Genomic DNA, 17,013 nt, shown 5'->3' with positions numbered 1-17,013 from the left:
CCGAGCCTACGCGGTCGCGGGTCGCGCCTGCCCGGTGGGACGACGCTTCGCGGCCTTCTCGGGCGCGCCCTGTTCGACCTCGACACTCGCCGCCACACCCTCGGGGTGCACGCGCCGCGGCACCTCGACCGGCGGCTGGTACGACACCGGACGGTTCTCGCTGGAGAGCCACTGCGGACGCGGCGGGAGGCGCTTGACGTCCTTGAAGATCTCGGCGAGCTCGAGGTGATCCAGGGTCTCCTTCTCGAGGAGCGCCAGCGCGAGCCGGTCCAGGACATCGCGATTGTCGTTGATGACCTGGTACGCCTCGTTGTGCGCCTGCTCGATGAGGGCGCGCACCTGGTTGTCGATGCGCTCGGCGATCTTCTCGCTGAACTCGCGGCCGTGGCCCATGTCGCGGCCCATGAACACCTCGCCGCTCGCGGAGCCGAGCTTGACGGGCCCCACCTCGTTGGTCATGCCGTACTCGGTGACCATCTTGCGCGCGATGTTCGTGGCCTTCTCGATGTCGTTGGAGGCACCGGTCGTCGGGTCGTGGAAGACGATCTCCTCGGCGACGCGGCCGCCCATCGCGTAGGTCAGCTGATCCTGCAGCTCGTTGCGGGTGACGGAGTACTTGTCGTCGATCGGCAGCACCATCGTGTATCCGAGCGCCTTGCCGCGCGGGAGGATCGTGACCTTCGTGACGGGGTCGGTGTTGTTCATCGCCGCGGCGGCGAGTGCGTGACCGCCCTCGTGGTACGCCGTGATGAGCTTCTCCTTGTCGCGCATGACGCGCGTGCGTCGCTGCGGACCCGCGATCACCCGGTCGATCGCCTCGTCGAGTGCGCGGTTGTCGATGAGCTGCGCGTTCGAGCGCGCGGTGAGGAGGGCGGCCTCGTTCAGGACGTTCGCGAGGTCGGCACCGGTGAAGCCGGGGGTCTTGCGGGCGACGACCTCGAGGTCGACGCCGTCCGCGAGCGGCTTGCCGCGACCGTGCACCTCGAGGATGCGCTTGCGGCCCTTGAGGTCGGGCGCGTCCACGCCGATCTGCCGGTCGAAGCGGCCCGGGCGCAGGAGCGCGGGGTCGAGGATGTCGGGACGGTTCGTGGCCGCGATCACGATGACGTTGACCTTGGGGTCGAAGCCGTCCATCTCGACCAGCATCTGGTTGAGGGTCTGCTCGCGCTCGTCGTGACCGCCGCCCATGCCGGCGCCGCGGTGACGACCCACGGCGTCGATCTCGTCGATGAAGATGATCGCGGGCGAGCTCTCCTTCGCCTGGGTGAAGAGGTCGCGCACGCGGCTCGCGCCGACGCCGACGAACATCTCCACGAAGTCCGAGCCGGAGATCGAGTAGAACGGAACGCCCGCCTCGCCGGCGACGGCGCGGGCGAGCAGCGTCTTTCCGGTTCCGGGAGGGCCGTACAGCAACACGCCCTTCGGGATGCGCGCGCCGACGGCTTGGAACTTCGACGGATCCTTCAGGAAGTCCTTGATCTCCTGCATCTCCTCGATCGCCTCGTCGGCGCCGGCGACATCGTCGAACGTGACGGTCGGGGACTCCTTCGAGACGAGCTTCGCGCGGGACTTGCCGAACTGCATGACCTTGCTGCCGCCGCCCTGGGCGCTGGAGAGCAGGAACCAGAACAGCACACCCAGCAGGAGCAGCGGGAGCATGAGCGAGAGGAAGCCGTCGAACCACGTGGGGCGCGGGACCGCGTCGTTGAAGCCGTCGGCGGGGTCGGCCGCGTTGATCGCGTCGACGACCTCGCTCGCGCGCGCGGTCACGTAGTAGAACTGCACGTCGGACGCGCCGTCGTACGGCTTGGACAGCTTCATGTCCACGCGCTGGTCGCCGTCGGTGTTGAGCACCTCGGTGACCGTCCCGCCCTTCAGCAGCTCCAGACCCTCCTGGGTGGAGACCTGCTTCGCACCGCCGAGGCTCGAGATGAGTGAGAAACCGACGATCAGGAAGATGCCGATGATGAGCACATAGAACAGCGGGTTCCGGGTGATCTTCTTGAAGTCCATGGTGCGGGCGAGGCCCGTTCCCTTTCGTCGACGATCCGCGCGGGGCATCGGGATGCCCGGGCGACAGTGGATTCAGGGTATCCCGCCGCGCCTATGCCCGGACTGTGCATTCGCCCACGGCGTACAGTGCGCGGGCTGTGGGATCAGCTGTAGACGTGAGGGGCGAGGATCGCGACGTCGCGGAGGTTGCGGTACTTCTCGGCGTAGTCCAGGCCGTACCCGACCACGAACTCGTTGGGGATCTCGAACCCGACATAGCGGCAGTCGACGTGGACCTTCGCGGCATCCGGTTTGCGGAGAAGGGCGAACACCTCGACGGATGCCGCTCCCCGCGACGCGAAGTTGGTCAGGAGCCAGCTCAGGGTCAGGCCCGAGTCGATGATGTCCTCGACGATCAGGACGTGCTTGTCGTGGAGGTCCGTATCGAGGTCCTTGCGGATCTGGACGACACCGCTGGAGCGCGTGCCGGTGCCGTACGACGAGACCGCCATCCAGTCCATCGTCACCTCGCCCGGCAGCGCGCGCGAGAAGTCGGCCATGACCATCACCGCGCCCTTGAGCACGCCGACCAGCAGCAGCTCCTTTCCGGCGTAGTCCACCGCGACCTGCGCGGCGACCTCCTCGAGCTTCGCGAGGATCTGCTCTTCGGTGACGAGGACTTCGGTGATCTCGCTCTGGACATCGGCGGCGCGCATGGAGAGAGTTTAGGACAGCGGGGCGACGGCGCCCCAGACGAGGAGGCTCGGCATGGCCGGACTGGACGACATCCTGCAGGCTCTACCGATCGACGACATCGCGCGGCAGCTCGGCGTGCCGCCGAGCGAGGCGCGCCGAGCCGTCGAAGAGGGCGGGGCGACGATCCTCGCCGGCCTGCAACGCAACGCGCAGACGCCCGACGGGGCCGCCGCGCTCGAGAAGGCGCTCGGCGCGCACGGCGGCGAGACCGCCTCGGGACGGATCGATCTGAACAACCTCAGCACGACCGATGGACAGAAGATCCTCGGCCACGTCTTCGGCGGCCAGGAGCAGCAGGTCGCACAGAAGCTCACGGACGAGCCGAAGACCGCCGGGATCGACTTCGGCAAGCTCCTGCCGATCCTCGCGCCCATCATCATGGGACTCATCGCCAATCAGCAGCAGAAGTCGGCGCCATCGCAGGGCGGCGGCGCGGGCGGCGGGCTGGGCGATCTCATCGGCGGCCTCCTCGGTGGCTCCGCCACCGGCAGCTCCTCCCCCGGAGGGCTCGATGTCGGGGGACTCCTCGGAGGCCTGTTCGGCAAGAACTAGGAGGCGGATGCCGTGAACTCGACGCGTCCGCCGACGCGGCGGGCGCGGCATCCGGGCAGGTCGATCGGACCTTGGCCCGACCATGCCGTCACGAGTCGGGCGACCTCGAGCGTCTGCGCACGTGTGAGGCTCGCGTGGAATTCGCTCGCGACGACGTGCCGGATGACGCGGTTCCGCAGCGCCGCCGGGTTGGCCGCGAGAGCTGCGACGGAGACGGAGATGCCCGCTTCGGCGTGCTCGACGATGTCCTCGATCGTCTCGTCGATCATGTCGTCGAACGCCTCGGCGTCCTCCCGCAGCTGGGCCGCGGTGCGCGCGAGTGCGTCCGCGATACCCGGACCGAGCTCGGCCTCGAGCACCGGAAGAACCCGCTCACGCACGCGTGCGCGGGCGTACGCGGGGTCGGCGTTGTGCGGGTCGTCCCACGGCGTGAGGTCCTCCGCCCCGCACGCGGCGCGCGTCGTCTTGCGGCGCACCTCGAGAAGGGGGCGGAGCAGGCTGATGCCGGGCACGAGCTCCGCGTCCGGCGCCATGCCCTGCAGGCTCGCGCCGCCGGAACCTCGGGCGAGCCCCAGCAGCACGGTCTCGGCCTGGTCGTCGAGCGTATGGCCGACGAGGACGGCGATCGCGCCGGTCTGCGCCGCCGCGTCGGCCAGGGCTCGGTAGCGTGCCTCGCGAGCCGCGGCCTCCGGTCCGCCGGTGCCGCCGACCTCGACTCGGACGACGCGCGCGTCGAGTCCGAGGCGCTCGGCCTGGGCGGATGCCGCGGCGGCGGCATCCGCTGACCCCGGTTGCAGACCGTGGTCGACCGTGACGGTGACCGCGAGGATACCGCGCTTGGGCGCCTCGAACGCGGTCGCCGCGGCGAGCGCGAGCGAGTCCGCGCCGCCGGACAGCGCGACGAGGACTGTGGTCCCCTCCGGCAGTGCGGCGAGCGCCTGCCGCACGGCGCGGCGCACCTCGGCGACGGCCGGACTCAGGCTCGATCGGTTCTCCACGCGTTCACGGTATCGGCCATGCCGCGTGAAAGCGCGGGGCGATTATGGTCTGAACGTCGCTCAGACGGGCCGAAACCTGCCGTTTCTCCGCGTTCTTTCACCGTGAGCGCCCCGAGTAGGCTGGTGCGCGGCATCCACCCCCTCACCAAGGAGCGACACGCATGGCTTCACACGACGCCGTCATCGAGATCCCGCGCGGCAGCCGCGTCAAGTACGAGGTCGACCACGGCACAGGTCGCGTGTTCCTGGACCGCGTGCTGTTCACTCCGATGGGCTATCCGGCCGACTACGGCTTCTTCGAGAACACCCTCGGCGAGGACGGCGACCCGCTGGACGTGCTCGTGCTGCTGGATGTCACTCTGTTCCCGGGTGTCATGGTGAACGTCCGCCCGGTCGGCGTGCTGAAGATGAAGGACGAGGCCGGCGGCGACGACAAGCTCGTCGCCGTCCTGACGAAGGACCCGCGCTGGAGCCACATCCAGGACCTCGAGGACATCCCGGAGTACACGAAGAAGGAGATCGAGCACTTCTTCGAGCACTACAAGGACCTCGAGCCGAACAAGTGGGTCAAGGTCGACGTGTGGGCCGGCAAAGACGAGGCGGAGCGCCTGCTCGCCGAGTCGATCGTCCGGTTCGCCGAGCACGAGGGCGAGACCAAGACTCAGGGTGAGGGCGTCGCGCCCAAGACCGTCTGAAGTCGCTTCGCTTCGAAGGCGGATGCCGCGCTGAGCGCGTCGTCCGCCTTCGGCGTTCCGGGCGGGACTGCCGGCTCAGAGCCAGACGCCGCGGTCCGCCATGAACGGCGCCGGGTTGACCGTGCGCCCGTTGACGTAGACCTCGAAGTGCAGGTGGCAGCCGAAGGAGTTGCCGGTCTGACCGGTCGCCGCGATCAGCTGGCCGGAGTTGACCCACTGGCCGTAGCCGACGTAGAAGCCGCCGTAGGAGATGTGGGCGTATCCGGTCGCGACGCCGCCGCCGTGATCGATCTTGATGTAGTTGCCGTACCCGCCGTTGTACCCGGCGTAGACAACCGTGCCCGACTGTGCGGCGTAGATGCCCGACCAGCAGGCCTGTCCGAGATCGGTGCCCTCGTGGTACCCGCTCGAGCAGTACCCGTTGCCGCATTGGACGTACCGCGGACCGTACCCGGAGGTTACACCGCCCGCACCCGGGCGGGCCCAGCCGGACCCACTCACGGTGCCGCCGCCGTACCCGCCGCCGCCACCGCCGCCGCCGCCACCGCCGCCGCCGCCACCACCGTTGGCGGCGGCGGCCGCCGCAGCGGCCGCCGCAGCTTCGGCGGCGCGGCGCTCGGCTTCGGCACGCAGGGCTGCCTGGCGCTTCTCCTCGGCGATCCGAGCGGCTTCGACCCCCGCCTGGTAGTCGGCGACGGTCTTGGCCGTGGTGTCCTGCAGGGCTGCCAGCTGCGCCTCGAGGGTGGCGAGGTTCGCGGTCTGCGCGTCGAGAGCCGCCTGTGCGGCGTTCGCGGCTTCCTGCGCGGCCACCATCTTCTGCTCGGCATCCGCCTGCAGCCGGTCGCGCTCGTTACGGGCGACGACGGCCTGGTCGCTGAGGCTCTGGGCGGAATCGCGTGCGAGCACTGCTTCGGAGTAGACGTCGCTGTTGCGCTCGATCAGCTTGTCCATCGTGCCGAGGCGGGCGAGCAGATCGTCGGTCGTCGCGGCGGAGCCGGAGAAGAAGAGCTCGAGCGAGGTGTCATCCCCGCCGTCGCGGTAGAGCTGGGCCGCGAGGCGTCCGGCTTTCGCGGCGGACTCCGAGGCCTGGGCGGACTTCTCGTCGGCCTGCGCCTGGAGCTCGTCGGCGCGACGGGCCTGCGCGAAGAAGGCCTGCTGCGCCTCGTAGAAGATGTCGGATGCGACCTTCGCCTCCGCCTGCGTGCGGGCGACCTCGGCGTTCAGGCTCTGGATGAGCCCCTGGATCTTGGTGACCTCGGCGGCTTTGGCGGCTTCATTGGCACGGGCGGCTTCGACGTCGGCCCAGGACGGGTAGTCGGCGGCGAAGGCGGCAGAGATGACGGGACCGCCGGTGACGCCGAGCGCCGCCACCCCGAGCAGGCCCATGCCGAGGGCTGCGCGCCGGCTCATCGTGGGGAAGAGGGCGCGACGCTCGCGCGGAGTGGGCGCGCAGCCGCAATCTTCCGGCGATTGCTCGGAGTCCACGATTCCTCCTACACGAAGACGACTTTGATCACACTAGCAACACGAGTCACAGGCGCAAGGGGTGGATGAGGTTCATCCTGCCCGCAAAAGCCCTGGTGCGCACGACCCCCCGCCGCACCGCACACGGACAGGTCAGTGGTTCGATTGGCGGATCGTCTCGGTATTACGTATGCTTGAGCGTCGGTAACGGTGAGCCTCCGGGTTCATCCGGCCCCATCGTTTAGTGGCCTAGGACGCCGCCCTTTCACGGCGGTAGCACGGGTTCGAATCCCGTTGGGGTCACATCCGACATATACAACTTCATACGCATGGCCCTGTAGCGCAGTTGGTTAGCGTGCCGCCCTGTCACGGCGGAGGTCGCGGGTTCAAGTCCCGTCAGGGTCGCTCCGAGCGACAGCCCCTTCTCGGAGGGGCTTTCGTCTAGGACGTGGCATCCGTGCCGCGCGGCTCTGTAGCTCAGTTGGTAGAGCGCACGACTGAAAATCGTGAGGTCACGGGATCGACGCCCGTCGGAGCCACAAGGGTGATCATTACAATCACCCCAGAAACCCTCGCGGAGCTTCTATCCGCGGGGGTTTTGCTTTACCCTGGTCAGGGCATATTTTTCGCCAACGAGCAAGGCCTCGTCCTCGGGTCGATAAGCGATCGAGGGTCGGGTGAAGCCGCCGTGATCGGATGGCGGTTCAGCAACTCTTGCGGTCGCCTGGGCCGGGAATGGGCCGGGAGACGTCCGGTTTCCTCCGATTTTGTCGTCCATCGCGAAGAGCTGCGTCGAGTTCCGTGCCACCCAGCCGTCACGCATGAACGAGCCCCACGCCGACGCACGCGACGACGCCTATGCACTTGTGCCAGACGCCCGCACTGCCAATATGGGAATTCACCCCGTCGCGAGGAGTTCACGTGTCGCAGCAACCCGAGCGAGCGCCGGTCCGCGGTAACCCGTTGAACTGGGTACTGATCGTGATGGGCATCATCGCGGCCGGCTTCATTTGGTGGGCCATGGGCCAGCCGGGTATCCCGCAGAGCGACGGTGCCTATACGTGTCGCGACGAGTACCTCGAAAGCCGAGGCTTAGGACCCGCAGTCTGGGTCAACCCCACCGTCCGCGTCGAGGGAGGGGAAATCGTGAGCGTGACTACCTTCGACCCGCAAACAAGCACGTCCACTGAGGTCGCCGCGACCGGGTACAAACGGGTGGACCCGGGCACGCTCGAGATATCGGTCGACAACTCCGACTACACGTGCAAAGTCGAGGATTGATTGAGGCGATGTCATCGAAACGGTGAACAAGCTGACGTGGGCCTCTGCACGACGGGTCTCGCGCGAAGCGCAAATCCATCGACCATCTTTTTGGCAATGGATGGGGGTCGGCCATCGAGTGGTGATGAGTGAATCTGCGTCGGAGAAGCAGGCCGCTACTGACAGTTGCAGGCACCGCTCGCCGTGTAGCCCGTGAAGCACTCTGCGCAGACTCCGTACTCTCGAGGCTCACGAGAGGCAGCGCCGCCTCCCCCGTGTCCGATGCGGTTCTCCGGGTGACTCACACCCCACACACGCGCGCGCTCATCGTCACCCCACCGGTCGACGTCACCGAGGATATCGACAATCTCTGCCTCGGAAGCGAACCCGTTGGACCAACCACTGGCGATATGCAGGTCAGGTCCAGAGTCGATCCGTACACATTTAATGTATCCCGTTGTCTCATAGAAGTCAGCGACGCCGATGGCGTCAACAAACAGTCGGATGAACTCGCGATTGCGCTCTGGGATTCGGAAGCTCTGCATAGCGTCGTCGAGGGATGAATACTTTTTCAGCTGTGCGGCCACGATGCGACCCCTACTCAGCTTCCGCGGCCGCACTAGCGCGCAGAATGAGATCTGCGTACTCGCGGCTCTCGAGGCCATAGATCGGATCGTTGGTGGTCGGGTCATAGCGGAAGCTCCAGTGGACATCGAAGCCAGCTTTGTGCCCCTTGCGTCCTGGCCAGGAGAGGATCCCAGGAATATCCCGCGGCCCGTTCAGACCGAGCGCATCGACGATCTCACTGGCGGTCACCATCCGCGGTGAGGCTTCCATCCACAGGCGAAAGATCTGGCGCTCACGAGGTTTGAGCAACTTCCACCATCGCACCGCTGCATCGAGCTCATCAACTGGTGGCGCCGCCGGCTGACTCGGCGGCGTGCCAACCGCGCCGCTGTCAATCCAGTCGGCGAACCATCGATAGAACTCAGGGACCCTATCCGACGGGATCGGCACCGTGATATCCGTAGTGACCATGCTCAAAGCCTCGTTTCCCGTCGCTAATCCGACTCTATCCATACCTATTAGATATGTCAATGCTACGAATAGCAGGGGCTGACAAAGGCGGCACCTCCGAACGCTCGACCAACGTCCAGCCAACGAGCTGGCAGGGTTCACCTCGTATTGATGCGGTACCCGGGACAGCTTTCGTCGCCGTAGTCCCTCAGCACCTCAGCTGTATCCGCCCTGAGACTCTGTATCGAGCGCTGCGAGAACCTCGGCAACGCGATCGAGCGCGAGCAGATCGATCGGCCGAGCGCCGGCCAGGTGGGAGTTATGGCCGTGGAGCCAAGCATCGGCAGCATCGGGCATGTAGTGACGATGGAGGAGCACCGCAACCTCGTTCGGAATGGTCACCCGTGCTGCCTGATGCCCGACTCCGAGCCACCGATCGATAACGTCCATCGCGACGGGGCGGAACTCGAAAGCGTCGACGCCGACGTGAAACTGATTGCCGTCTGGTCCATGATCCCGACTATGCGTGTGACCATGCAGCAGCGGGACCCCCACATCGGTCGGACGGTGCTTGCTGTGCCGATCGATCTCCTGAGAGTCGCCCCGGTACGGATAGTGCGATGCCATAAGCCGGTGCCCTCGGCGTGTGCCCTCGACGATCTCAGGCAGAATCACCCAGCCCGCGGCCTCGTAGAGCGGCGCGAATCGCTCAATCGCTTTCCGCGACTGTGTGGCCGACGAGACTCGATCGTGGTTCCCCGGAACAAGAAGCCGTCGACCGTTGAGCTGAGCGGTCAGCGCGATACTGTCGCTGATCGGCCCGAGCGCGACATCGCCGAGATGGAGCACCACGGCATTGGGCGGAACAACTGAGTTCCAACGTTCGATGAGCGCGGCATCCATCTCATCGACAGTGGAGAATGGCCGGCCAGCGAGCTCGCTGATGCGAGCATGGCCGAAGTGGTGGTCGCTCGTGACGAAATCGACCTTGTCGAACTCCACATACGGATCCTCAACGTTCATTCGATCGCTCCGTTCCCACCCGCTTCACGGGTTCCAGTGTGAGCTCCGAGGGCTCACGCCATCGGCAAACCGGCGAACGATCCGGCGGTCCGTCGCGGCGTCACGCTCGACCCCGGCGCCGTCCACGACATACAGCGTGAACACGTCTCGACCGAGCGCGTTGTCGAATCGCGCCTCCGTCGCGGCCTCAACAAGATCCCAGCTCCGAACTTGTACAGACATCCTCCCGGCCCGGCCGAATGTGTAGGCCGGTTCGAGCGCCGAGAACCAGAACCACTCGTCCTCGAGTCGAACGGCGAACCCGTTTGCGCGTTCCAGGTGCGGCGAGCTAATCGGGCGCTTCAAGCGTTCGACCGGAACGACCTCGTCGTAGGTAACGCGCATCACGACTCTTTCCTGAAGACGCTTGTCCCCCAGCCGGGCAACGTTCGATACGGATGAAGAGAATCACAGACTACGGACAACGGCGGCGGCACCAGCCAGTCATTCCAGCGCTCGGTCTCGCCCCTGTCTCCAGTAGCGAATCGGTCCGGGCGTTCCCACGCATCCCAGGCGAGTTCAAGCACATGATGCTCGACGACAAGTGCGGCCCAGCGGTTCGCCATGGTGAGCCGATCCGCTACTCGAGCATGGGCGCCACCAACCGAGTGGAGGCGCTTGCTGCCGAGCCGCGCGAGTCCGACCTTGAATTGACTGTGTGCGGGAAGGTGCAGCAGGTAGGTCTCGTGAGGCTCCCACCAGCCGAGGTCAACGTGGGGACCTTGAGCGTCTCGCGGCGGCATCGACAGACAAGTGCGCGCGTACTCGAGCCAGTCAGCGCGCATCCTCTGAATCCGGTCGAGCGGGTTGTTCCGCTCGAAGACTTCGAAGACGAAGGTGACGGTCGCGGCCGTCAGATCAACCTCGGCTCGGCGATCAGCGCGGAGCCACGCCCGACTTTGAGGTTGCTTCGGCACAGACCCCCACCACAGGAGACTCGAGCGCGCGCGTGACGGCAGGGGCCGGCCAACGAGTAGCTCGACCGCAGCGAACGACAGGGCTGCATCCTCATCCGAGCTCACCGACCGCAAGTAGTCCCCCAACGGCGTGTAGACCTGCTCGAGCGCGGACAGCGGGGCTTCCGTTGCTGATGACATCGATCTTCCTCTCGGTCGTGGAGGGCGCGATGTCACCCTCACTAGATATAGGCCGCCCGAAGTGCCGTTCGCGGACACGGCGGGTCCAGAATCACTCCCAGAGCGCAGCGCGCAGTTCGTCGATCTGATCGACAGAACGGGAGAAGTAGTCAGCCTCCGGACCGTCAGCGAACGTGTCGCGATGCTCCAGCAGCGTCGCGCGGTAGTCGTCAACGGCGTTCGCGAGGATTGCGAACAGCTCAGGGTTCTCGAGCAGCGCCACAAGACGCTCGAGTCCACTCATCCCTCGGGCTCCTCAAAGAGCGAGTCGATCGCATTGGCAGCGCGCTGAGCGACGTCGGAGCGGGCGTGGCTGTACCTCTCAGTCATCTGCATGCTCGAGTGCCCAAGGATCGCCTGAACGTCGTTCGCCGAGGCGCCGGCATCGAAGAGCAGCGTGGCGAGCGTGTGGCGCAGATCATGGATACGCAGATCGGTTCGGTGCAGTTCCTTGCGCAGAGCACCCCAATCGATCGCACGCCGCACGTTGGACGCGTTCAGTCGTCCGCCTCGAGGTCCGGTGAAGACGAGGTCGCTGCGACCCTTGCCGAGGACCGAGGCCGCGAGATAGGGAACGAGCGCCGCAGGAATCGGCACTGCCCGCTCTTTGTGGCTCTTCGGCGTCACCTCGAGCGTCTTGCCGTCGTTGCCAATGGTGAACGAGCGGCGCACGTGAATGGTTCGTTGGCCGAGATCGATGTCTTCGACGCGCAGCGCAGTGGCTTCGTTCGCGCGCATCCCTGTATAGACAAGACCGGCGATGTAACGACGGTGTGGCTCGCTCGCAATGGCCGCCAGTAGCAGCGGTACCTCCGAAGCCGTGAGCGCGCGTGAACGCAGACTCTTCGGAGCGTCGTTGCGCGGCCGACGGGCAAGCCGAGCTTGGTTCAGCGGAACGATGCGCCCCCGCACGGCGCCGTCGAGAAGTCGACTGAGCACAGAGAGCGCGTCGATCCGCGTCGAGCTACTTCCGGACCATTCCGCCATCGCCGCTTCGATCTCACCGGCCGTCAGCTTCTCGAGCTTGACGTGACCCAGCCATGGCTTCACCCGCAGCCGCCATGCCCGCTCGTAGGCGCGGGAGGTAGACGGGCGGATACTATCGGCGATCACAGCCCAGTAGCGGGCGTGCCACCCGGTCAAGGTCAGGCTGCCATCCGGGAAGCGCTGCGCCTGAGTCTCGGCTCGGAGCCTCTTTGCCTCCGAGAGCGTTGAGACGTAGAAGCTGCGCTCCCTCCACTCGCCGTTCATCCCGACAGCCCACACGCGCACTTGATACTTCTTGCGATCTTCTCGGTAACGGATGCCGGCGGGTAGCGCGCGACGCGTCTTCGGATCGATACGCCCCACGCCGTCACCCGTCGCCACGAGTCCCACCGGCCTCGAGGAAGTCGTCCACCGTCGATGAACGCCACAGCATGTGCTTGCCCATGTGCGCATCCGGGAACGGAAACCTGTTCTGCCGACGCAGAGAGTCGAATGTCGACAGCGGAACACGGCATCGAGCGGCGGCCTCTCTGCGCGTCAGATATCCCGTGGCATCTACCTCGGGCGTCGCCCCGGATTCGGCGACGATGGTGGCTCCTATGGTCATGACGTTCTCCTTTCGTGGGTTTGGTATCGGGCACGTGCTCTGTCGTTGCGCCACTCGCGCGCGGCGTTAGCTGCTTCGGTCGCGAGAACTTTGTCGCCGTCCGTGAGCCACCCCATCCCGGCGTAGGACCACGAGCCGATGACCAGAACTTCATCCGGGGTGACGTCTTCCGTCGGCCTGACTTTGTCGAGCAGTGCGCTGAGGCGCCATGCGCGTCGAGCACCCCTGAGTGCGCCCAGAGTCACGGAGTAGCGGCGCGACTTGGTCGAGAAGTGACCGCGGAAGCCGAGCATCCCGTCCCACTTGTGCAGCTGCGCGTACGGCCCCTCCGCGTCGACGAACTTGGCGAGATGCCGCACCGTCTGCTTGACGCGCTGGATATGAGCGCGACCACCACTCGCGGAGTCGAGGTCTTCCGTTGCTTTTGTGGCGTACTTGGCGATGTACGCAGCGACGGCACGATCGGAGAGAGAGCCGTCGAGTCCGTCGCGGCGAACGATCGCGCGGGCATCGAACTGCTTGCCCCACCGGAGTTCTCGCGAACCGTCATCGCCAGGTGCCGGTGCGGCAATGACGCTGGTCTTCTTCACCGCGGCGCCGATCGCCTCGATGAGGTGAGCCGTCGTGACGGATGCTGGAGCGGGCGGAAAGGGATCGACCGGGTCGACGCCGTCGAGACGAATGATGGCGTGGAAGTGCACTACTCCCCTGCGCTGGAACTCCGCAACCTTCGCGAACTGCACCCTTACGATTCGCGACGCGGCCCGCTGAGTGATGCCGAGGGCACGCGCCAATTCCCGACGTAGGCGGATGGTGAACCGGCGCCAGTGCTCCGGCGCGTGGTACTGCCAGACCACCTGTCCGACGTAGTCGTAGCAGTCAGCACAGACGGCGTCGCCGCGTTGCGGGTCATCCTCGGCGTGGGTGCAGCTACAACCCCGCGGCATCCCGTGCTCACAAGTTCCGCCATGACGATCAGTGGCGGTCGTGTGAACCGCGCCGAAGGACGGCGCTGTCAGCGTCAAGAACACCATCGGATGAGTCGCGACCGCTTCAGGAACCTCCTTCATCCCGCCCGCGGCGCCGGCCATGATCATGTGCCACGTGTCGCCCTTATACTCGTGACTGCACGACGCGCAGCGGATTGCGCGGCGATTGCCGCAGCGGGTGAAGGTGATTCCGTCCGGCTCTCGCGACGAGGCATAGTCGGCGAGGACCTCTCCCGTTCGTTCATGGAGCGTTGTGGATGAACCAACGAGCCGCACGGGGTTGTGGCAGTAGCCGGTGGCGGCTGCGTTGCCCATCCATCGGTCATAGTCAGGGCTCCGCAGCCGACGAGCGACAGACTCAGCGAGAGGCATCCGTCACCACCACAGGAACAGCGCAGCCGATGTCGTACGTGACGGCGGAGAAGTAGTCGTCGTACCAAACGACCCGGCAGATCTCGTCGGCCTCCCCCAGCTCACGGCGCAGCTCTTGCCACTTGAGGATCTCGGCATCCGAGCACGTGTCGTTCGCGATCATCGGCCCGTAGAGCTCGAGTTCGTCGGTGTCGACTGTCGGCGCCGCGAACTCTGCCCGCTTGACCTTCGCGGTGCTGTCCCAGTACTCGCCGAGGTTGCACGGAGCTGTGCGGAACGCTGGCTGCGGGTAGCCGACGGGTGCCGTTGAAGCGACCGATTCGCTCGGTGAGAGGACACCACATCCGGACAGAGAGGCGGTGAGGACGACCGCGACAGCGGCCGTGACGAGAGTTGCGGGCCTATTCATGATGCTTCCTTTCGTGGGGCGCGACGGGGTTGCCGCGGTGCGCGGGCCGGACGTTCCGGAGCCTCGGGCGTTTCTGGGATGACGACAGGGATCTGCCGCGGTGCGGGGAAGCGGGTGGACGCATCGCGGATCATGTCGTCAGTGATCAGCCCGGCGCGGACCCGCTCAGGAGGAGCGCCGCCGTCTGGGAGTACGTAGGCGACACCGGGAGAGTCTGGCGAGATCTTGTGGCAAAGAGCACCGGCCGCGACCGCCCCGTCGCCGAGAACCATGGCTGTCTCCAGGCCGTCGCGAAGACGAAGGCCAACCGTCTGCGTGAACAGACCGCGAGCCGGCAGCGTCTCTTTGCGTGGGTCCTGAAGGCATGCGAAGACGATGAAGCCGACGGCGCGTCCCTGAGAGGCGAGGGTCGCGATTGCGGAGTTCGCGCGGCGCATCAGCTCTCGGTCGGTCTCATACGCAGTGAGAGCGGCAAGCTCATCGATCAGGATGACAACCGTTGGGCTACCAGGCGCGGCCACATGCTGCCGAGTGCGCCCGGCGAGCTCACGTGCTCGAGCTTGCATGGCCTCGACGGCTTCCTCGAGCAGAATGACGGACCGCTGCGCGTCGGCGGCGAATCGGGTCAGCAGGGTTTGGCCCATAGCCAGTTCCATGCCGCCCTTGCGGTCGATCCCCCAGATCTCGACGGTGCCGGCATGGATGGTTTGCGCGAGTCCCAGCAGAAGACCCCACACGAGGGATGCTTTGCCACTGCCTGACGCGCCAGCAACAAGGGTGTGCGGGCCGAGCCGTAGCCGCCACGCAGCGCCCGTGTTGTCGCGACCCATCACGACTGTCCGCCCGTCCCACGGCTCGCCGTAACCGAGGCTGAAGGGTTGCGCCAGAGCATCGGCGTACTCGAGCCTGAGCATCAGCTCACCGATACGGGAACCCTGAACGATCGCCTCTCGCGCGCCGAAAGCCTGAGCGAGAAGGCCGGTATGCAGTTGAAGGTGCTCGCGCCCGAGCCCCTGAGGCAGGGAGACCTGCACCACACAGGTCCACCCCTCCCACCTCGGATAGCCCACGCTCGCGAAGACCGCACCACCCGACATGCTGCGAGCAGAGAGCCCGAGACGCATCGCAATGTCTGGCCACGAAGCGACGATGTTCCGCGACACATCACGTCGCCATTTGTCGGCATCAACGCGGGGCATCCGCTTGTAGGTGACCGCCACCCAGACGACCAGGAGGCCCGCCACGATGGCGAGCGCCCAACTGAACGACGCTTGGACGGCTGGAATGAAGGCCAACCACCACATGCCCCAGAGGACGACGAGCGCCCACCAGCCGCGCCGCCAGAGAAGACCGAACTCGTCTCCCCACGTGCGAAGGCCGCGCGGCGTGGTGGTAGCCATCACTCGCCGCCGCGCTGCTTCGGCGCCGGCTTCATTTCGCTCGCACGAAGCGAGTAGGCCACACGCGGCCGGCCGTTGTTCTCCTTCACGTAGGGCGTGACCGTCAGCCCCTCGAAGATCGCCGGGCGGAACGGAAGGCCGTTCATCTCGGGCGGGAGCTGCGGCTCCACGATGCTGATGAGCTTGACTGTGACCTCGCCCTGCCCCTTCCGCGCCTCGGGATCGGCGTCGATCACGCGAACCTGCCAGAGCGGGTGACCACTGTTGCGATCCGCATCCTGACCGCCGAGTGTGCCGTCGTCGTTCCACTTCATGACGCGCTCGACCTCGCCGACGACAAACGCGCCGCGCGGAAAGAATGCCTCGAAATTGACCGGGATTGCTGACTGCAGTGCCATTTCTACTTCTCCTCTCGGCACCACCAGTTGGTGCTCGGTAGATCCAGGATGGCGACTCTCGCTCAGCCTGTCAACCTTTTTCTTATCAACTAAGTCTTAGTCGTATAGATAACCATTGAGCCGAGTCTCTACGCTGAAAGCTGGAGGCACTCGACATGAGCGAAGAACAGACCGGATCGTGGGGCATCGTTCCTCGGCCGATCGTCGAGACCCTCATGCGCCTGCAACAGCGCCTGCAACAGGCGGTGGCGGCAATGGATTCGTCAGCGGTCGCAGGCGACGTTGCACGAGAGCACGACGCGGCATTCCAGCGAATGGCGCACGCCGCCAACGTTGCCGACCGGGTCTCCAACGACTACCGCAGCGTCTTCAATGCCTACGTTCACCGGTACCACCGACCCAAGCCCGCTATCGGGGAGCTCGCGCGCGCGCAGGACACAATAATTCAGACATTCGCCAAGCGGTACACCGCCAAGACAACAGCCGCGATCGACTCGCTCCTGTCCGACCAACCCGACCTCGACGCAATCCGGCAAGGGATACGGACCCTTGGGTACGAAGACCTCTGGGGCATCTCCGACGAACTAGACCGCGCGTTGAAAGCCGCAGCGGACGACCCCCGCTTCAAGCCATGGCAGCCAAACCCGCGCGGCACAGAGACGATCCCCGATCTAAAGCCCTTCCTCGAAGATCCGTTAGTCATTCCCGGTACGCCGACCACGACGGACCATCCGGTCGCGAAGCTGTGAGAACTTTCCTTACTCGTTCAAGGCCGGCCTGACGGCCGGCTCTCGGAGAGGGTCAGCCCGTCTGCGGTGCGTCCGGTCCTCGCTTCGCTGCGGTCCGGGCGCTCCTCGCCAGACTGACCCTCTCCTTCGACGATCCATCGACCTTCTCCTGGATAGGTTGTAACTCACCA

At 65.9% G+C, this 17,013-nt stretch carries 20 protein-coding genes and 3 tRNA genes; 7 read left to right on the top strand and 16 right to left on the bottom strand.

The annotated features are described in order from the left end of the window. Positions 1 to 6: 6 nt before the first annotated feature. Positions 7 to 2,013, bottom strand: coding sequence for an ATP-dependent zinc metalloprotease FtsH (gene ftsH / locus AB0P18_RS03325; RefSeq protein WP_344051324.1), 2,007 nt, complete (start codon positions 2,011 to 2,013; stop codon positions 7 to 9). Between the two features lie 143 nt (positions 2,014 to 2,156). Next, on the bottom strand, positions 2,157 to 2,708 hold the full coding sequence (gene hpt, locus AB0P18_RS03320; RefSeq protein ID WP_344051322.1) for a hypoxanthine phosphoribosyltransferase: 552 nt from the start codon (positions 2,706 to 2,708) through the stop codon (positions 2,157 to 2,159). Between the two features lie 52 nt (positions 2,709 to 2,760). Here hpt and AB0P18_RS03315 point away from each other — a divergent pair, with 52 nt between their 5' ends. Continuing rightward, positions 2,761 to 3,300 carry a DUF937 domain-containing protein gene (locus AB0P18_RS03315; protein ID WP_363358919.1) on the top strand — a complete coding sequence of 180 codons (540 nt, stop codon included), beginning with the start codon at positions 2,761 to 2,763 and terminating at the stop codon, positions 3,298 to 3,300. Here AB0P18_RS03315 and tilS read toward each other — a convergent pair. Continuing rightward, on the bottom strand, positions 3,297 to 4,298 hold the full coding sequence (gene tilS / locus AB0P18_RS03310) for a tRNA lysidine(34) synthetase TilS (protein WP_363358918.1): 1,002 nt from the start codon (positions 4,296 to 4,298) through the stop codon (positions 3,297 to 3,299). The genes AB0P18_RS03315 and tilS overlap by 4 nt on opposite strands. Before the next feature lie 161 nt (positions 4,299 to 4,459). On the opposite strand from tilS, the gene ppa reads away from it, so the two are divergent. Further along, positions 4,460 to 4,993: an inorganic diphosphatase gene (gene ppa / locus AB0P18_RS03305; protein WP_344051315.1), complete on the top strand. Its 534-nt coding sequence runs from the start codon at positions 4,460 to 4,462 to the stop codon at positions 4,991 to 4,993. A gap of 75 nt (positions 4,994 to 5,068) precedes the next feature. On the opposite strand, the gene AB0P18_RS03300 is transcribed toward ppa, so the two are convergent. After that, on the bottom strand, positions 5,069 to 6,478 hold the full coding sequence (locus AB0P18_RS03300; RefSeq protein WP_363358917.1) for a M23 family metallopeptidase: 1,410 nt from the start codon (positions 6,476 to 6,478) through the stop codon (positions 5,069 to 5,071). Positions 6,479 to 6,687: 209 nt separating this feature from the next. On the opposite strand from AB0P18_RS03300, the gene AB0P18_RS03295 reads away from it, so the two are divergent. From AB0P18_RS03295 to AB0P18_RS03280, 4 genes are all read left to right on the top strand, one after another. Continuing rightward, a tRNA-Glu gene (locus AB0P18_RS03295) sits at positions 6,688 to 6,760 on the top strand. Between the two features lie 28 nt (positions 6,761 to 6,788). Then, a tRNA-Asp gene (locus AB0P18_RS03290) sits at positions 6,789 to 6,862 on the top strand. Between the two features lie 61 nt (positions 6,863 to 6,923). Beyond that, positions 6,924 to 6,996: transfer RNA gene (locus tag AB0P18_RS03285), tRNA-Phe, on the top strand. Positions 6,997 to 7,378: 382 nt separating this feature from the next. After that, positions 7,379 to 7,738 carry a hypothetical protein gene (locus tag AB0P18_RS03280; protein WP_363358916.1) on the top strand — a complete coding sequence of 120 codons (360 nt, stop codon included), beginning with the start codon at positions 7,379 to 7,381 and terminating at the stop codon, positions 7,736 to 7,738. A 155-nt stretch (positions 7,739 to 7,893) separates the two neighbouring features. Here AB0P18_RS03280 and AB0P18_RS03275 read toward each other — a convergent pair whose 3' ends face one another. From AB0P18_RS03275 to AB0P18_RS03220, 12 genes are all read right to left on the bottom strand, one after another. After that, positions 7,894 to 8,304 carry a hypothetical protein gene (locus AB0P18_RS03275; RefSeq protein WP_363358915.1) on the bottom strand — a complete coding sequence of 137 codons (411 nt, stop codon included), beginning with the start codon at positions 8,302 to 8,304 and terminating at the stop codon, positions 7,894 to 7,896. A 10-nt stretch (positions 8,305 to 8,314) separates the two neighbouring features. Next, on the bottom strand, positions 8,315 to 8,755 hold the full coding sequence (locus tag AB0P18_RS03270) for a hypothetical protein (RefSeq protein WP_363358914.1): 441 nt from the start codon (positions 8,753 to 8,755) through the stop codon (positions 8,315 to 8,317). Positions 8,756 to 8,950: 195 nt separating this feature from the next. Continuing rightward, a complete protein-coding gene (locus AB0P18_RS03265) occupies positions 8,951 to 9,736 on the bottom strand; it encodes a hypothetical protein (protein ID WP_363358913.1) in 786 nt (261 codons plus the stop codon). A 45-nt stretch (positions 9,737 to 9,781) separates the two neighbouring features. After that, positions 9,782 to 10,144 carry a hypothetical protein gene (locus tag AB0P18_RS03260; RefSeq protein WP_363358912.1) on the bottom strand — a complete coding sequence of 121 codons (363 nt, stop codon included), beginning with the start codon at positions 10,142 to 10,144 and terminating at the stop codon, positions 9,782 to 9,784. Further along, on the bottom strand, positions 10,141 to 10,893 hold the full coding sequence (locus tag AB0P18_RS03255; RefSeq protein ID WP_363358911.1) for a hypothetical protein: 753 nt from the start codon (positions 10,891 to 10,893) through the stop codon (positions 10,141 to 10,143). Before AB0P18_RS03255 ends, AB0P18_RS03260 begins: the two co-directional genes overlap by 4 nt. 91 nt (positions 10,894 to 10,984) lie before the next feature. Further along, a complete protein-coding gene (locus tag AB0P18_RS03250; protein WP_363358910.1) occupies positions 10,985 to 11,176 on the bottom strand; it encodes a hypothetical protein in 192 nt (63 codons plus the stop codon). Next, entirely contained in the window at positions 11,173 to 12,282 is a 1,110-nt protein-coding gene (locus tag AB0P18_RS03245) for a tyrosine-type recombinase/integrase (protein WP_363358909.1), read from the bottom strand. Before AB0P18_RS03245 ends, AB0P18_RS03250 begins: the two co-directional genes overlap by 4 nt. A gap of 4 nt (positions 12,283 to 12,286) precedes the next feature. Continuing rightward, positions 12,287 to 12,526, bottom strand: coding sequence for a hypothetical protein (locus AB0P18_RS03240; protein ID WP_363358908.1), 240 nt, complete (start codon positions 12,524 to 12,526; stop codon positions 12,287 to 12,289). Next, complete coding sequence (locus tag AB0P18_RS03235) at positions 12,523 to 13,887, bottom strand: replication initiator (RefSeq protein ID WP_363358907.1); 1,365 nt, start codon at positions 13,885 to 13,887, stop codon at positions 12,523 to 12,525. Before AB0P18_RS03235 ends, AB0P18_RS03240 begins: the two co-directional genes overlap by 4 nt. Further along, positions 13,874 to 14,296 carry a hypothetical protein gene (locus AB0P18_RS03230; RefSeq protein WP_363358906.1) on the bottom strand — a complete coding sequence of 141 codons (423 nt, stop codon included), beginning with the start codon at positions 14,294 to 14,296 and terminating at the stop codon, positions 13,874 to 13,876. Before AB0P18_RS03230 ends, AB0P18_RS03235 begins: the two co-directional genes overlap by 14 nt. Beyond that, positions 14,293 to 15,696 (bottom strand): FtsK/SpoIIIE domain-containing protein, encoded by a 1,404-nt coding sequence (locus AB0P18_RS03225; RefSeq protein ID WP_363358905.1) that lies wholly within the window; start codon positions 15,694 to 15,696, stop codon positions 14,293 to 14,295. The genes AB0P18_RS03230 and AB0P18_RS03225 overlap by 4 nt, the downstream gene beginning before the upstream one ends. Continuing rightward, a complete protein-coding gene (locus AB0P18_RS03220) occupies positions 15,696 to 16,094 on the bottom strand; it encodes a plasmid replication, integration and excision activator (RefSeq protein WP_261606236.1) in 399 nt (132 codons plus the stop codon). The genes AB0P18_RS03225 and AB0P18_RS03220 overlap by 1 nt, the downstream gene beginning before the upstream one ends. A 155-nt stretch (positions 16,095 to 16,249) precedes the next feature. Between AB0P18_RS03220 and AB0P18_RS03215 the strand changes: the two genes are divergently transcribed. After that, on the top strand, positions 16,250 to 16,843 hold the full coding sequence (locus AB0P18_RS03215) for a hypothetical protein (RefSeq protein WP_363358904.1): 594 nt from the start codon (positions 16,250 to 16,252) through the stop codon (positions 16,841 to 16,843). Positions 16,844 to 17,013 lie beyond the last annotated feature (170 nt).

This window comes from Microbacterium sp. NPDC064584, from assembly GCF_040687315.1.
In the GTDB taxonomy this organism is placed as follows: domain Bacteria; phylum Actinomycetota; class Actinomycetes; order Actinomycetales; family Microbacteriaceae; genus Microbacterium; species Microbacterium lacus.
The sequence above is the reverse complement of the archived record's forward strand: the minus strand, read 5'-3'. Positions and strand labels throughout refer to the sequence as shown.

What these genes read in the sequence shown, in the direction of transcription:
- AB0P18_RS03250 (WP_363358910.1), bottom strand. Translation starts at nt 11,176, where the DNA reads ATGAGTGGACTCGAGCGTCTTGTGGCGCTGCTCGAGAACCCTGAGCTG.
- AB0P18_RS03315 (WP_363358919.1), top strand. Translation starts at nt 2,761, where the DNA reads ATGGCCGGACTGGACGACATCCTGCAGGCTCTACCGATCGACGACATC.
- AB0P18_RS03230 (WP_363358906.1), bottom strand. Translation starts at nt 14,296, where the DNA reads ATGAATAGGCCCGCAACTCTCGTCACGGCCGCTGTCGCGGTCGTCCTC.
- AB0P18_RS03215 (WP_363358904.1), top strand. Translation starts at nt 16,250, where the DNA reads ATGAGCGAAGAACAGACCGGATCGTGGGGCATCGTTCCTCGGCCGATC.
- AB0P18_RS03225 (WP_363358905.1), bottom strand. Translation starts at nt 15,696, where the DNA reads ATGGCTACCACCACGCCGCGCGGCCTTCGCACGTGGGGAGACGAGTTC.
- AB0P18_RS03255 (WP_363358911.1), bottom strand. Translation starts at nt 10,893, where the DNA reads ATGTCATCAGCAACGGAAGCCCCGCTGTCCGCGCTCGAGCAGGTCTAC.
- hpt (WP_344051322.1), bottom strand. Translation starts at nt 2,708, where the DNA reads ATGCGCGCCGCCGATGTCCAGAGCGAGATCACCGAAGTCCTCGTCACC.
- AB0P18_RS03220 (WP_261606236.1), bottom strand. Translation starts at nt 16,094, where the DNA reads ATGGCACTGCAGTCAGCAATCCCGGTCAATTTCGAGGCATTCTTTCCG.
- AB0P18_RS03240 (WP_363358908.1), bottom strand. Translation starts at nt 12,526, where the DNA reads ATGACCATAGGAGCCACCATCGTCGCCGAATCCGGGGCGACGCCCGAG.
- AB0P18_RS03235 (WP_363358907.1), bottom strand. Translation starts at nt 13,887, where the DNA reads ATGCCTCTCGCTGAGTCTGTCGCTCGTCGGCTGCGGAGCCCTGACTAT.
- ppa (WP_344051315.1), top strand. Translation starts at nt 4,460, where the DNA reads ATGGCTTCACACGACGCCGTCATCGAGATCCCGCGCGGCAGCCGCGTC.
- ftsH (WP_344051324.1), bottom strand. Translation starts at nt 2,013, where the DNA reads ATGGACTTCAAGAAGATCACCCGGAACCCGCTGTTCTATGTGCTCATC.
- AB0P18_RS03270 (WP_363358914.1), bottom strand. Translation starts at nt 8,755, where the DNA reads ATGGTCACTACGGATATCACGGTGCCGATCCCGTCGGATAGGGTCCCT.